The 14,675-nt window shown below is 74.4% G+C and carries 11 protein-coding genes and 1 pseudogene; 3 read left to right on the forward strand and 9 right to left on the reverse strand.

Going from position 1 to position 14,675, the window contains the following annotated elements; all coding sequences use genetic code 11:
- Positions 1 to 42 precede the first annotated feature (42 nt).
- The 3 genes from IH00_RS0112420 to IH00_RS0112430 all read right to left on the reverse strand — a co-directional run bounded on the left by IH00_RS0112420 (position 43) and on the right by IH00_RS0112430 (position 4,902).
- Complete coding sequence (locus IH00_RS0112420) at positions 43 to 1,335, reverse strand: SWIM zinc finger family protein (protein WP_031072710.1); 1,293 nt, start codon at positions 1,333 to 1,335, stop codon at positions 43 to 45.
- On the reverse strand, positions 1,332 to 4,166 hold the full coding sequence (locus tag IH00_RS0112425) for a DEAD/DEAH box helicase (protein WP_031072712.1): 2,835 nt from the start codon (positions 4,164 to 4,166) through the stop codon (positions 1,332 to 1,334). Before IH00_RS0112425 ends, IH00_RS0112420 begins: the two co-directional genes overlap by 4 nt.
- Positions 4,167 to 4,470: 304 nt before the next feature.
- The gene (locus tag IH00_RS0112430) at positions 4,471 to 4,902 is read right to left on the reverse strand and encodes a DoxX family protein (protein WP_031072714.1); all 432 of its coding nucleotides are present in this window, start codon (positions 4,900 to 4,902) and stop codon (positions 4,471 to 4,473) included.
- A gap of 180 nt (positions 4,903 to 5,082) precedes the next feature.
- Between IH00_RS0112430 and IH00_RS0112435 the strand changes: the two genes are divergently transcribed.
- Entirely contained in the window at positions 5,083 to 5,334 is a 252-nt protein-coding gene (locus IH00_RS0112435; protein ID WP_031072716.1) for a DUF6343 family protein, read from the forward strand.
- Positions 5,335 to 5,342: 8 nt separating this feature from the next.
- On the opposite strand, the gene IH00_RS0112440 is transcribed toward IH00_RS0112435, so the two are convergent.
- The 4 genes from IH00_RS0112440 to rpsA form a co-directional block, all read right to left on the reverse strand.
- Positions 5,343 to 5,711 (reverse strand): tetratricopeptide repeat protein, encoded by a 369-nt coding sequence (locus IH00_RS0112440; protein ID WP_031072717.1) that lies wholly within the window; start codon positions 5,709 to 5,711, stop codon positions 5,343 to 5,345.
- 210 nt (positions 5,712 to 5,921) lie between these two features.
- Entirely contained in the window at positions 5,922 to 6,521 is a 600-nt protein-coding gene (gene coaE / locus IH00_RS0112445) for a dephospho-CoA kinase (RefSeq protein WP_031072718.1), read from the reverse strand.
- A gap of 333 nt (positions 6,522 to 6,854) precedes the next feature.
- Positions 6,855 to 7,793: a PAC2 family protein gene (locus IH00_RS0112450; RefSeq protein WP_031072719.1), complete on the reverse strand. Its 939-nt coding sequence runs from the start codon at positions 7,791 to 7,793 to the stop codon at positions 6,855 to 6,857.
- 570 nt (positions 7,794 to 8,363) lie between these two features.
- Positions 8,364 to 9,857, reverse strand: a complete 1,494-nt coding sequence (rpsA, locus tag IH00_RS0112455; protein WP_031072721.1) for a 30S ribosomal protein S1 — start codon at positions 9,855 to 9,857, stop codon at positions 8,364 to 8,366.
- Between the two features lie 355 nt (positions 9,858 to 10,212).
- Between rpsA and IH00_RS0112460 the strand changes: the two genes are divergently transcribed.
- A complete protein-coding gene (locus tag IH00_RS0112460) occupies positions 10,213 to 11,007 on the forward strand; it encodes a class I SAM-dependent methyltransferase (protein ID WP_031072723.1) in 795 nt (264 codons plus the stop codon).
- Complete coding sequence (gene hrpB / locus IH00_RS0112465; protein WP_324615784.1) at positions 11,004 to 13,490, forward strand: ATP-dependent helicase HrpB; 2,487 nt, start codon at positions 11,004 to 11,006, stop codon at positions 13,488 to 13,490. The genes IH00_RS0112460 and hrpB overlap by 4 nt, the downstream gene beginning before the upstream one ends.
- A gap of 4 nt (positions 13,491 to 13,494) precedes the next feature.
- On the opposite strand, the pseudogene IH00_RS40145 reads toward hrpB, so the two are convergent.
- Positions 13,495 to 14,439, reverse strand: a pseudogene (locus tag IH00_RS40145) (DUF3068 domain-containing protein); the annotation flags it as partial.
- Positions 14,440 to 14,448: 9 nt separating this feature from the next.
- A complete protein-coding gene (locus IH00_RS41785) occupies positions 14,449 to 14,589 on the reverse strand; it encodes an SPW_0924 family protein (protein ID WP_107064450.1) in 141 nt (46 codons plus the stop codon).
- Positions 14,590 to 14,675 lie beyond the last annotated feature (86 nt).

The following is a 14,675-nucleotide window of genomic DNA, read 5'->3' on the forward strand; positions in this document are numbered from 1 at the left end:
GGGCCCCTTTCGCGGTCCTGCGCTGTCCCTGCAGCCTACCCGTCAGCGTCCGAGCAGGGCGGCCAGAGCGCCGACCGGGTCCGCGTCCGGGAAGCCGCGGGGCCACCAGTCCTCGCGGTCGGGGTCGGACTCGTACCCGTACCAGAGGCCGTCGCGGCCGTAGCGCAGCTGGAGCGACCGGGTGGAGAGGCGGTTGCGCCAGGGCCGGAAGTGCGGGAAGTCCGCGGCGATGAGGGCCGGGCGGGCGCGGTCGAACGGGCCGGCGGGCGGGTCCCACGCCTCCTCCAGGACGGCGAGGCCCGCCGGGCCGCCCTGCCGCCAGGCGGCGACGGCGCGGGCCAGGTCGGCGGGGGTCCGGTCGAGGGCGGCGGCGAGGTCGCGGTAGAGGGCGCGGGTGGACGCCGTCAGGCCGGAGCCGGGGTGGGCGGCGGCCAGGCGGACCGCGTCCTGCCAGGGCGTGAGGGAGGCCACCGGGTCGTGGCCCGTCACCAGGAAGGCGTGGGCGCGGGCGGCCGCCTCGGTGGCGAGCAGCTCCAGTGCCAGCGGGTCGGGGGCTTCGGGGTCCTCCGGGTAGACGGGCGGGCGGCCGGGCCGGTCGGGGGCGGGCAGCGGCGGCGGGAGGGCGGGGCCGTCCATGAGCGGACGGGCACCGGGCGCGGAGGTCCGGGCGAGGGCGTCGCGGGCGGGGACGGTCGGCATCCTCGGGGGCGCGGCGGTGGTCTCGGCCGCCGCGCGGGTGGCGTTGCGGTGGCTGAGGGCGGCGAGGATCTCCTGCTCACCGCGGCCCCGCATGAGGAACAGCACGAACGGATCCTCGTCGAGGAGCCGCGCCGCCTGGTAGCAGAGGGCCGCCGTGTGCTTGCAGGGGTAGCCGTGGTCCGGGCAGGAGCAGTCGGGGATGAGGTCCCCCGGCCCGGGCAGCAGGTCCACCGCGGCGGCCAGGGCGTGCGGGACGTCCTTGTCGAGGAGCGCCGCGATGTGGTCGGGGCGGGCCGCGGCCGCGTCGAGGAAGCGTTCCCAGTCGTCGTCGCCGAGGACGCGCAGGCGGATCTCGGCGCGGTACGGGCGGGGCCGGCTGCCGTGGACGTAGGCGACGACCCGGCCCGGCGTGACGGTGATCGCGTCCACGTGCCCGGTGGACGCGTAGGCCCGTCCGCGGGCCAGTCGCGCCGGGTCCAGGGCGGTGTCCTCCAGGGCTTCCACCCAGGCGTTGCCCCACCACGTGGCGGCGAACCTGCCGTCGGCGTGCTGCGCAGGAGCGAGCTGAGGGAACGAGCGGCGGTGGTCGTCGTGCAGCGGTACGCGCCGGGCGGGGCCGGGGCGGTGCGGGCTCATGCCGGCCTCCGCAGGGAGACGAGGTCGGCCAGCTCTCGGTCGGTGAGCTCCGTCAGCGCCGCCTCCCCGGACCCGAGGACGGCGTCGGCCAGGGCGCGCTTCGTGCGAAGCATCTCCGCGATGCTGTCCTCCACCGTGCCTTCGGCGATCAGCCGGTGTACCTGGACGGGCTGGGTCTGGCCGATGCGGTAGGCGCGGTCGGTGGCCTGCTCCTCGACGGCCGGGTTCCACCAGCGGTCGTAGTGCACGACGTGGCCCGCGCGCGTCAGGTTGAGGCCGGTGCCCGCCGCCTTGAGGGACAGGACGAACACCGGGACCTCCCCCGACTGGAACCGGTCTACCATCCGTTCCCGCTCCGCGACGGGTGTGCCTCCGTGCAGCAGCTGGGCGGGGACCGCGCGGGCGGCCAGATGGGCGGTGAGGAGCCGGGCCATGGTGACGTACTGGGTGAAGACCAGGACCGCGCCGTCCTCGGACAGGATCGTGTCGAGCAGTTCGTCGAGCAGCGAGAGCTTCCCGGAGCGGCCGGCCAGCCGGGCCGCCTCCTCCTTGAGGTACTGGGCGGGATGGTTGCAGATCTGCTTGAGGGAGGTGAGCAGCTTCATGATCAGCCCACGGCGTGCCATGCCCTCCGCGGCCTCGATCTGCGCCATCGTCTCGCGCACCACGGCCTCGTACAGGGACGCCTGCTCGCGGGTGAGGGCGACCGGGTGGTCGGACTCGGTCTTCGGCGGCAGCTCCGGGACGATGCCGGGGTCGGACTTCCGGCGCCGCAGGAGGAAGGGGCGCACGAGCCGGGCGAGGCGCTCGACCGCCTCGTCGTTCTCGATCTGTTCGGCGTTCTCCACGGCGCGGGCGTGGCGGGAGCGGAACGCCTTGAGCGGGCCGAGCAGCCCCGGGGTCGTCCAGTCGAGCAGCGCCCACAGCTCGGAGAGGTTGTTCTCGACGGGAGTGCCGGTGAGGGCGACGCGCGCCGGCGAGGGGATGGTGCGCAGTGCCTTGGCCGTGGCGGAGAAGGGGTTCTTGACGTGCTGCGCCTCGTCGGCGACGACCATTCCCCACTCCTGTGCGGCCAGCTGCTCGGCGCTGGTGCGCATGGTGCCGTACGTGGTGAGGACGAATCCCCCGCCGTCCGGGCCGTCCAGCCCGTCCAGGGTGCGGTCGGTGCCGTGGAAGCGGCGCACGGGCACTCCGGGCGCGAAGCGGGTGATCTCCCGCTGCCAGTTGCCGAGGAGGGAGGCCGGGCAGACCACGAGAGTGGGGGCGCGGCGGGCGCGGCGCAGGTGGAGGGCGATCAGCGTGACGGTCTTGCCCAGGCCCATGTCGTCGGCGAGGCAGCCGCCGAGGCCGAGGGAGGTCATGAGGTCCAGCCACGCCAGGCCGCGCAGCTGGTAGTCCCGCAGGGTTGCGTCGAGTCCGGGCGGCTGGGGGGCCTCCGCCGGGCCGGCGACCAGCCGGTCGCGCAGCGCGGCGAGCGCGCCGACCGGGACGGCCTCGACCGTTTCGCCGTCCACTTCGGCGGTCCCGGTCAGTGCGACGGCGAGCGCGTCGACCGGTTCGAGCAGCCCCAGCTCTCGCTTGCGGGCCTTGCGTACGAGCGCGGGGTCGACGACCACCCACTGGTCGCGCAGCCGCACGATCGGGCGGTGGGCCTCGGCGAGGGCGTCCATCTCGCGCTCGGTGAGCGGGTCGCCGTCCAGCGCCAGCTGCCAGTTGAACCGCAGCAGCTCCGCGCTGTCGAAGAACGCGGTGCCGTCGGTGGCCGAGCCGGGCGCCGGACGGACCACCGCGGCCGCGGTGAGCGACCGGGCCAGCTCCTTCGGCCAGTGGACGGTGACGCCCGCCGCGCCGAGCCTGGCCGCGGCAGGGCCGAGCAGCTCGTACAGCTCGTCCTCGGTGAGCGACAGCACATCGGGCACGTCCCGCTCCAGGAGGCGGGTCAGCGGCGGCCAGACGCGGGCGGCGCGGCGCAGCGCCAGCACGGCGTCGATGCGGGCACGCGGGCCGAAGAGCTCGTCGCCCTCCCCGGCCCACAGTCCGGCCGCGTCGACGACCAGGGACGGGTCCGCGAGGCTGTGCACCTGGACGAGTGCCGCCGCGGCCTGCCGCTCGTCGCCGCCCTCCTCGGCGGTGTCGAACAGTTCGTAGCCCGCCAGGTCGAGGCGGAGCGAGACGCGGACCCCGGCGTCCATGCCCGCCGCCGCCTCGGCGGCCCAGGCACGCGCGCGCGGCAGGTGCTGGGGCGTCCGGGCCGCGAACGGATCACCCGCGGCGTACGCGGCGGCGGGGGTGCGGGGCAGGGTGTCGGCCACCGCGTCGAGGAACGCCCGCACCAGCGCCTCCGGCTCGGGAAGCCGCAGCGGCCGCAGGCCGGGGACGGGCGCGGCGTGTGCTTCGTACGGCATGGCCGCGGCGATCGCCCGGAGGTGGGCGATGTCGTCGGCGTCCAGCGGCCCCGCCCGCCAGGCGTCCAGGTCGCCGCTGGTCAGCCCCGGCAGCAGCCGGCCGCGCGCGACCAGCTGGAGGGCGTGCAGCGCCGCGGCTCCCCAGCAGGCCGCCGCGGGGTGCGCGCCGGCCGTGCGCCGCGCGGCGACCAGCAGCGGCAGTGCCTCGTCCACCGGCACGACGAGCGCGGGCACGGCACGGCTGCGCACCCCGTCCCCGTGCGGCCGCACGACGGTGACGGTGGTCGGGGCTGCACCGGTGGTGACGTCCGGCCCGGCGTCGTGCGCCACGGACGCCAGGCCGGGCAGGGCCTCGCCCGTCACGGACCAGAAGGCGACGCGACCGTCACGGGGCAGGGCGGCGGGCAGGAAGGTGACCGCGCACATGGCCGGCAGGGCCGGCGGCACGGCGGGCGCAGCCGACGGCGCGGCGGATGTGCCGGACGACGGTACGGACCGCGGCGCGGCGGACGACGGTACGGACCGCGGCGCGGCGGATGGCCGGCTCGTGCCGGAGGCCGGCGCGGACGGCAGCCGATCGTGCTGCGACGGACCGGGGCGCATGGCCGGTCACCTCCCCTCACGTAAGTCGTGCCGGGCTGCTCACCTCGTGGAACCGCCCGGATCTACGACCTTACGGCCGGGGTCTGACAATCGGCCCGAGCGCCCTCCTCACCCGGGCGACCGGACGTCACGCCCCGCGGCGGACGAGGGCGAGCAGATGTCCCGTGCGGTGACGCCGGGTCCAGGCGATCAGCACGAGCGGCAGCGCGAGGAGGACCGGCGTGAGGGCGTACCGGCCGTCGAACACGGCGAGTTGGGTGATGAAGGCGCCGGCCATCAGGCCGGTCAGCGCCAGCGCGGACGCACCGGCGAGGAGAGGTACGACCAGCGCGACGGCACCGGCGAGCTCCAGAGTCCCGACCGCGTACATGAACCAGTCGCCGAAGCCGATCCTGTCGAACGACTCGGCTGCCGACCAGTGCCCCACCAGCTTGGGCCCGGCGCTCGGAACCGCGAAGAACAGGGCCAGGACGATCTGCAGCACCCGCACGCCGAGGTCGGTGCGACGGCTGAGGACGGCGGCGGAGGACGGGGAAGCAGCGGGCGTGGTCGCGGTCATGGTGGCGGTCTCCTCGGGTCCGGCCCGCGGGGTGGTCCCGCGGGCGCCTGCAGGAGATCGGACCGAGGACAGGAGGCGAACTCATCGCCGCAGCGGCGCGGAGTTCTGCTCCGCCGTGGGTACCCGGCGCCCGGGGGCGGACGGTCGGCGGACGGACGAAAGAGGGACGGAAGAGCCATCATGCGACGTACGGGCAGTGAACCGGCGACCGCACGCAGCGCGCTGCGGTTCCGGTTCTGGCTGACCGTCTGGGGGCTGATCTGGGCGGTCGCCGGAACCGTGGGCTTCGCCCTGGCCGGGCGGACCGGGTGGGCGGCGGCCTGCGGGGTGCTGTTCCTGGTGGTCACGGTGGATCTCGTCCTCGTGGTCCGCCATATCCGTCAGGGCCCGCACTACCAGCCGGGTCGCGACGTGCCTCCGTACGAGCCGTAGGCGTGCCGCTACGTCTCCGTGTCGAAGCGCGCCGCTTGCAGGTACTCGGGCTTCGGGTCGAGCGCGGCGGCCAGCCGGAAGTGGCGCTTGGCCTGGTCCGGGCGGCCGGAGCGCTGGAAGGTGCGGGCGAGGGCGAAGTGGGCGAAGGCGTTGTCCGGCTCACGCTCCAGGACCAGCTCGAATTCGAGCTGGGCAGGACGCAGCTGGGCGGCCGCGAAGAAGGCCCGGGCACGCAGCAGGCGCGCCGCGGTGTTCTCGGGGTGGGCCGCGATCACCGAGTCGAGCAGCTTGACGGCCCCGCGCGGGTCCCGCGCCGCGAGCAGTTGTTCGGCCGCGCGAAAGTCGATGACGTGGGTCTCCGGGTTGCTCTCGGGCACGGTCACATCCTTCCCCTTGCTGCGGCGGTTCAACATCGGTGGCGCAGCGGGTATTCCGCGGGGCCGACGACCGCGGCGAGCGGCCCGCCGCCCGGCCGGGACCAACCGGCCCGAGCCACCGAAGCCAACCGGCCACCCCCCGGAGCACACGGCCACCGTCCGGAGCCGGCCGGGCACCGCCGCGACGCGAGCCGCCGCCCGCCCCGCGCGCTAGCCGGCGGCTCGTTCCGTGAGCTCCGCCCACACCTTGCGCACCTGGGGCTCCAGCGCCTCCAGCGGCCCGTCGTTGTCGATGACCAGGTCGGCGACGGCCAGGCGCTGCTCACGGGTCGCCTGTACGGCCATGCGGGCCCGCGCCTCGGACTCGGTCATCCCGCGGAGCCGTACGAGCCGGTCCAGCTGGGTCTCGGGGGTCGCGTCGACGACGACCACCAGGTCGTAGAACGGCGCCAGGCCGTTCTCGGTGAGCAGGGGGACGTCGTGGATCACCACCGCGTCCGCCCCGGCGGCCGCCTCCAGTTCGGCGGACCGCGCGCCGACCAGGGGGTGGACGATGCCGTTCAGGGTGGCGAGGCGCTCGGGGTCGGAGAAGACGACGGCGCCGAGCGCGGGCCGGTCGAGGGTGCCCTCGGGCGTGAGGATCCCGGGCCCGAACGCCTCCACGACGGCCGCGAGCCCAGGGGTGCCGGGCTCGACGACCTCTCGAGCGATCCTGTCGGCATCGACGAGGACCGCTCCGTACGAGACCAGCAGCCGCGACACTTCGCTCTTGCCGGCCCCGATCCCGCCGGTCAGCCCCACTTTCAGCATGAGCGGAAGCTTAGGCCCTGGGGGGTGTCCCGTCGATCGGTCCGGAACAGCGAGCGGCGTCCGGTGCCGTGCCTCGCACGGCGGAGGAGGGTGTCGACGTGGGGGAAGCGCCCCCGTACCCGAAGGCGACAGGGGCGCCGGTGACCGGCGACGACGCGGCGAACGTGCGGGCGTGCCGGACGCCGCCGGGCGGACAGGCCTGTACGGACACGACGTTCTGTACGGACACGACGTGAGGACCTGTCGGCCCATGGACCCTCGTCCTGAGGCGCCGTCGTCACACCCCGTCGCCCCGAGGACCGGCCGTCGTCGTTCCGGCCCAACGGCCCGTCGTCACAGGTCGCCCTCCCGCTCAGCGAGGAAGCGCTCGAACTGGCGGCCCAGCTCGTCGGCGGACGGCAGGTCGACGGGCTCGGCGACCAGGCTGCCGCGGGTCTCCGCACCGGCGACCGCGTCGTACTGGTGTTCCAGGCCCCGCACCAGGGCAACCAGTTCCTCGTCGCCCTCGCCGATCTGGCGCTCGATCTCCGTCTGGGTCCGCTGGGCCTCGGCGCGCAGCGCGTGGGCGACGCCCGGCAGGACCAGTCCGGTCGCGGCCGTGATCGCCTCCAGGGCGGTCAGCGCGGCGTCCGGGTACGGGGAGCGGGACACGTAGTGCGGCACGTGCGCGGCGACGCCCAGGACGTCGTGGCCCGCGCCCATCAAGCGGTACTCGATCAGGGACTCGGCGCTGCCGGGGACCTGGGCCTCGTCGAACGGGCTGCGGTGCCCCGGCATGAGGTCGGTGCGGTTGCCGTGCGGGGTGAGCCCGACGGGGCGGGTGTGCGGAACGCCCATGGGGATGCCGTGGAAGTTGACCGACAGGCGGACGCCGAGCCGCTCGACGATCTGGCGCACGGCCACGGCGAAGCGCTCCCACTCGACGTCCGGCTCGGGCCCGGACAGCAGCAGGAAGGGCGCCCCGGTGGCGTCCTGAACGAGGCGGACCTCGATGGCCGGCGTCTCGTACCCGCTCCAGCGGTCGCGCCGGAAGGTGAGCAGCGGGCGGCGGGCCCGGTAGTCCACGAGCCTGTCGTGGTCGAAGCGGGCCACCACCTGGTGGGGCAGCGATTCCAGCAGGCCGTCGACGATCTGGTCGCCGGCCTCACCCGCGTCGATGTATCCGTCGAAGTGGTAGAGCATGACCAGGCCGGCCGACTCCTGTGCCAGCGCCATGTCGACGGCGGCCAGGCCCTTCGGCTCCCATTCGTACAAACCCTGCGGATCAAGCACGGTTACCGCTCCTCCTCGTGTCCATAGGGGAGAACGTCACTCAACGCACCCGCATTCCCACTCACCGGCCGGTTCCCCGGCCGGCCCCGCCGGTCCACGGCGGGTGCGCCCGGAGTCGGCGGGCGGGGCGGCGGGCGGCGGCGGCTACGGCACCGGCCGTGGCCGGGTGTCGCCGGGCCGGGCGGCGGCGAGAGCCGCAACGGCTTCGGGACCCACACCCAGGGGAGCGGCTGGGGCTACGGCGCCGTGTTCCGCGGCCGACGAGTCCGACCTCACCGGCGCGGCGGGGCCGGACCAGTACGCCCTTCACGTCCCGCACCACACGTCCCCGTGCCGGAAGACCGTGTACGCGGACAACACCCGCCCGGCGGACGCGGACTGGTCACGCCCGGCGTCCCCATCAGCCGGACCACCTCAGTCAGACCACTTCGGCCGGACCACTCGGCCGGATCCGTCGGCTGGACCCCCTCGGCCGGGCCGTGGGAAACCGGACCCCGGAAACACGACCGAGGCCCGCCCCCTACGGGGACGGGCCTCGGTGCTAGCTACTGCTCAGCCGTGAGCCGGGATTCAGCTCTGGCCGCCGGCCAGCTTCTCGCGGAGCGCGGCCAGCGCCTCGTCCGACGCCAGGGCGCCGGAGTTGTCGTCCGACTCCGAGGAGTACGAACCACCGGTCGGCGCGGCGGCCGGAGCGGCGGCGCCACCCTCGGCAGCGGCGGCCTCGTCGGCCTCGCGGGACTTGATGACCTGGGCCTGGTGCTGCTCGAAGCGCTGCTGCGCCTCGGCGTACTGGGTCTCCCACGCCTCGCGCTGGGCCTCGTAGCCCGGCAGCCAGTCGTTGGTCTCCGGGTCGAAGCCCTCGGGGTAGATGTAGTTGCCCTGGTCGTCGTACGACGCGGCCATGCCGTACAGGGTCGGGTCGAACTCGACCGAGGCCGGGTCGGCACCGAAGGACTCGTTGGCCTGCTTCAGCGAGAGGCTGATGCGGCGGCGCTCGAGGTCGATGTCGATGACCTTGACGAAGATCTCGTCGTTGACCTGGACGACCTGCTCCGGGATCTCCACGTGGCGCTCGGCCAGCTCGGAGATGTGGACCAGGCCCTCGATGCCCTCGTCCACGCGGACGAACGCACCGAACGGAACCAGCTTGGTGACCTTACCCGGGACGACCTGGCCGATCTGGTGCGTACGGGCGAACTGCTGCCACGGGTCCTCCTGCGTCGCCTTCAGCGACAGGGAGACACGCTCGCGGTCCATGTCCACGTCGAGAACCTCGACGGTGACCTCCTGGCCGACCTCGACGACCTCGGACGGGTGGTCGATGTGCTTCCAGGACAGCTCGGAGACGTGGACCAGACCGTCGACGCCACCCAGGTCCACGAAGGCACCGAAGTTGACGATCGAGGAGACGACGCCGGAACGGACCTGACCCTTCTGCAGGGTCGTGAGGAACGTCTGGCGGACCTCGGACTGGGTCTGCTCGAGCCAGGCGCGGCGGGACAGGACCACGTTGTTGCGGTTCTTGTCCAGCTCGATGATCTTGGCCTCGAGCTCCTTGCCCACGTAGGGCTGGAGGTCGCGGACACGACGCATCTCGACGAGGGAGGCCGGCAGGAAGCCACGGAGGCCGATGTCGAGGATGAGACCACCCTTGACGACCTCGATGACGGTGCCGGTGACGATGCCGTCCTCTTCCTTGATCTTCTCGATGGTGCCCCAGGCCCGCTCGTACTGGGCGCGCTTCTTCGAGAGGATCAGGCGGCCTTCCTTGTCCTCCTTCTGGAGAACAAGGGCCTCGATCTCGTCGCCGACCTTGACGACCTCGTTCGGGTCGACGTCGTGCTTGATCGAGAGCTCGCGGCTCGGGATGACACCTTCGGTCTTGTAACCGATGTCGAGCAGGACCTCGTCCCGGTCGACCTTCACGATGACGCCGTCGACGATGTCGCCGTCGTTGAAGTACTTGATCGTCTCGTCGATCGCGGCGAGGAAGGCTTCCTCGTTACCGATGTCGTTGACCGCAACCTGCGGGGTGGTGGCGGTGGTCTCGGTGCTGCTCGTCATGTGGGAAAGGGCTCCGGTACGGACATTGAAGTCGTAGGTACTGCTACGCCGAGAGCCCGTATCGCCTCTGCAGAAGCCGGACAGCCAAGGAAGCGCTCGTCCCGGGAAAGGGGGGCGCCTCGACAACCGAGGGGACATACATACAGATGCGAGCGCGGCCTGCTCCGTCTGAGGCGCGCAGGCCCGCAGCGCAACCTTTAGCATACGGGGACGGCCGGACACGGTCAATGCGCGAAGGCGCACACCCGGGGCAGAACGTCATATACCCGGCACATTTAAGGTTTCCCAAGGCCATCGTGGCCGCGGCTCGCGCGTCGACGCGGCGAGCCGTGCGCAACCTACAACGGCGGGCGGGATGATCCAAGAGTACGAGCCTGAGGCAACGCGGCGTGAAGCCGGTGACGCCGAGAGCAGCCGGGCCAACCGGAGCTGGTGGGACCGGAACGCCGACGAGTACCAGACCGAGCACGGAGCGTTCCTGGGGGACGACCGCTTCGTCTGGGGTCCCGAGGGGCTGGACGAGGCGGAGGCCGGGCTCCTGGGCGACGTCGCCGGACTGGACGTCCTGGAGATCGGCGCGGGAGCCGCCCAGTGCTCCCGCTGGCTGGCCGCGCGGGGCGCCCGCCCCGTGGCGCTGGACCTCTCCCACCGCCAGCTCCAGCACGCCCTGCGCATCGGCGGGGGCGTCCCCCTGGTCGAGGCCGACGCCGGCGCCCTCCCCTTCCGGGACGGCTCCTTCGACGCGGCCTGCTCCGCCTACGGAGCGGTGCCCTTCGTCGCCGACCCCGTACGGGTCTTCCGGGAGGTCCGCAGGGTGCTGCGCCCCGGGGGCAGGTGGGTGTTCTCAGTGACGCACCCGCTCCGGTGGGCCTTCCCGGACGAGCCCGGGCCGGAGGGCCTGTCCGTGGCCTCCTCGTACTTCGACCGGACGCCGTACGTCGAGCAGGACGAGGAGGGCCGGGCCGTCTACGTGGAGCACCACCGGACCCTGGGCGACCGGGTGCGGGACGTGGTCGCGGGCGGGTTCCGGCTCCTGGACCTGGTCGAGCCGGAGTGGCCCTCCTGGAACACCCAGGAGTGGGGCGGCTGGTCGCCCCTGCGCGGGAACCTGATCCCCGGAACGGCGATCTTCGTCTGCGAGCGGGCGTGAGGCTGCGCGCGGAGGCCCTGGAGCTTCCCGTACGCAGCGCCCTGCCCGCCCTGGAGCGGGCGCTCGAGGGCCACGGCACGGCGGTGCTGTGCGCTCCGCCCGGCACCGGCAAGACCACCCTGGTGCCGCTGGCACTCGCCGAGCGCGGTGCCAGGGTGCTGGTCGCCGAGCCGCGGAGGATCGCGGCACGGGCGGCGGCCCGGCGGATGGCGTGGCTGCTCGGCGAGGAGACGGGCGGCAGCGTCGGGTACACGGTGCGCGGGGAGCGGGTGGTGTCCCGCGCGACGGCCGTCGAGGTGGTGACGACGGGTGTCCTGCTCCAGCGGCTCCAGCGGGACCAGGAGCTCACCGGCGTCGACGTGGTGGTGCTCGACGAGTGCCACGAGCGCCACCTGGACGCGGACACGGCCGCGGCGTTCCTCCTCGACGTACGGGACGCCCTGCGGCCGGAACTGCGGCTGGTGGCGGCCTCCGCGACGACCGACGCCGAGGGCTGGGCGCGGCTGCTGGGCGGTGCGCCGGTGGTGGAGGCGACGGGCACGGCGCATCCGGTGCAGGTGGTGTGGGCTCCTCCGGCCGCGGCGGTGCGGCCGCCGCACGGGATGCGGGTGGATCCGGCGCAGCTCGCGCACGTCGCGTCGGTGGTGCGGCGGGCGCTGGCCGAGCGGGAGGGCGACGTGCTCTGCTTCCTGCCGGGGGCCGGGGAGATCGCGCGGGTGGCGGGGCTGCTGTCCTCGGTGGACGCGGAGGTCCTCCCGGTGCACGGGAGGGCTCCCGCGGCGGTCCAGGACGCGGTGCTCTCGCCCGGCCGCGGGCGCCGGGTCGTGCTGGCCACGTCGGTGGCGGAGTCGTCGCTGACGGTTCCCGGCGTGCGGGTGGTGGTCGACTCGGGTCTGGCGCGGGAGCCGCGGGTGGACCATGCGCGGGGCCTGGGGTCGCTGACCACGGTGCGTGCGTCCCGGGCGGCGGCGCGGCAGCGGGCCGGACGGGCCGGCCGTGAGGCGCCGGGCGTGGTCTACCGGTGCTGGGCGGAGGCGGAGGACGTTCTGCGGCCGCGGTTCCCGGCGCCCGAGATCCAGGTGGCGGACCTGAGCGCGTTCGCCCTGCAGGCCGCCTCCTGGGGCGACCCGGACGCGACGGGCCTGGCGCTGCTGGACCCGCCGCCCGCGGGTGCGATGGGTGCGGCGCGGGAGGTGCTCACGGCGGTCGGGGCGGTGGACGCGGCGGGCCGGGTGACGGCGCGGGGGGCCCGCATGTCGCGGCTGGGCGTGCATCCCCGGCTCGCCCGTGCGCTGCTGGACGCGGCGCCGCGGGTGGGTGCCCGGCGGGCCGCGGAGGTGGTGGCGCTGCTGAGCGAGGAACCGCCGCGCGAGTACGGCGACGACCTCGCCGCCGCATGGCGTGCGGCGCGGCGCGGCGGCGACGCGTACGGGGCTCGGTGGCGGCAGGAGGCGCGGCGGCTCGCGGGCCGGCTCGGCGACGTCGGCGCGCCGGAGAGCGCCGGGACGCTGCCCGAGGACGCCGCCGCCGGGCTGGTCGCCGCGCTGGCCTTCCCGGAGCGGGTGGCGCGGGCGCGCGGCGAGGGGTCGTTCCTCATGGCGTCCGGGACCCGGGCCGAGCTCGGGGACGGGTCCCGTCTGCGGGGCTCCGGGTGGCTGGCGGTCGCGGTGGCGGACCGGCCGGCGCACGCCGCGTCCGCGCGGGTGCGGCTGGCGGCCGTGATCGACGAGGGGACCGCGCGGGCGGCCGCCGGGGGGCTGCTGTCGGCGGGCGAGGAGGTGCGGTGGGAAGACGGCGACGTGGTCGCCCGGTCCGTGGAGCGGCTCGGCGCCGTCGAGCTGTCCGTACGGCCGCTGGCGGATCCCGACCCCGTTCTCGTACGGGAGGCCCTGGTGGAGGGGCTGCGGCGGGAGGGGCTGGGGCTGCTGCGCTGGTCGCGGGAGGCGGAGGGGCTGCGCCGGCGGCTGGCGTTCCTGCACCGGGTGCTGGGCGCGCCGTGGCCCGACGTGTCGGACGCCTCGCTGCTGGAGCGGTCCGGGGAGTGGCTGGAGCCGGAGCTGTCGCGGGCCGGGCGGCGGGCGGACCTGGGGCGCCTGGACGCCGGTCAGGCGCTGCAGCGGCTGCTGCCGTGGGCCACGGGCGACGCGGCGCGGCTGGACGAGCTGGCGCCCGAGCGCATCGAGGTGCCGAGCGGATCGCGGATCCGGGTCGAGTACGGCGAGGGGGAGCAGCCCGTCCTGGCCGTGAAGCTCCAGGAGATGTTCGGCCTGGCGGAGACCCCGTCCGTGGCGGGGGTTCCGGTGCTGGTGCACCTGTTGTCCCCGGCGGGCCGGCCCGCGGCCGTCACGGCGGACCTGGCGTCCTTCTGGCGCGACGGATACCGCTCCGTACGGGCCGAGCTGCGGGGCCGGTACCCGAAGCACCCGTGGCCGGAGGATCCGGTGGCGGCGGAGCCGACCCGGCGGACGAACGCGCACCGCTGAGGACCGGGCGCCGGGACCGCGCCTCCAGGTACAGGGAGAGGGCGAGCAGCCCTGTGCCGAGGAGCAGGGAGGTCCGGGGGAGGTACGAGGTCATCAGCAGCACCAGCCGCCGCTGGGAGGAGACCAGGGCGACGGTGTGGTCGACGTAGTCCCCGCGCATCCTGACGTGCCCGGCGAAGGCGGTGACCTTGTCTCGGCCGCCGAGCAGGGTGCCGCCGCGCAGCTCCTCCCGGTGGATCTCCTCGCCGTTGACGGGGGCCCCGGTGACCGGCTCCACCCAGAACATCCGCTTGGTGGTGTACCAGCGGGTGGTGCCGGTCCGCTGCTCCAGCCGGGTGGCGTCGATGCCGGGCAGGGGCATCTTCTTCGGGTACGGGACCTTCGTCCACGGGACGGTCTGCTCGAAGTAGTACACCTCGAGGCCGCGGAAGGAGCGGGTCCCCCTGTAGTGGATGGGGGCGGAGGTGCGGGTCTGGGCGTCGAAGTACCGGTAGTCGCGCTTCCCGGTGAGGAACGGCCACTTGAACTGGATGCCCTCGCGCCGCACCGGGTCGCCGTCGACCGACTCGCCGGTGGCGTGGACGGGCGCCTGGGTGTGGGCGTCGAAGATGTACCGCTCGGGGATCGCGGAGACCGTCTCGCCGCCGGGGCCGACGACGTGGGAGAGCGAGTCCCAGACGACGACGTCACGGCCGGCGTCGCGTTCGATCCGCCGGGACTCCTCCACGTTGCCCTTGAGGGTCTGGACGATGGTGACCTTGTCGACCTGGGCCGCCCGCATCGTGTCGTAGCGCAGGAGGGTGGCCGGCTTCGCCTCCAGGACCATGTCCTGGTACTGGCCCGCCGGGACCTTGGCGAGCCGCGGGAAGGCGTACCAGCGCAGTACGGGCGCCAGGGCGGCGCAGAACACGGCGAGGGAGAGGAGGACGAGACCGGTCCGGTGCCGCATGCCGGCCGCCTACCGCTTCGGTCCGGGCACGGTGGTCAGAAGGGGCCGGGGGGAGGTCTCGCCCTCCGGGGCGAGGTCCGCCACGGCGAGCAGCAGGACCAGGAGCAGGACGGGGACCAGTCCGATGGCGGCGGCTACGAGGGCGCGCATGGGCGGCCTCCCATCTGATGAACCGTCAGTTCGCGTCCGGCCCGCACCGTAGCAACGGCGCCGCGAGATGGGAACACGTCGTACCG

Source organism: Streptomyces sp. NRRL S-118, assembly GCF_000716335.1.
Classification (GTDB): domain Bacteria; phylum Actinomycetota; class Actinomycetes; order Streptomycetales; family Streptomycetaceae; genus Streptomyces.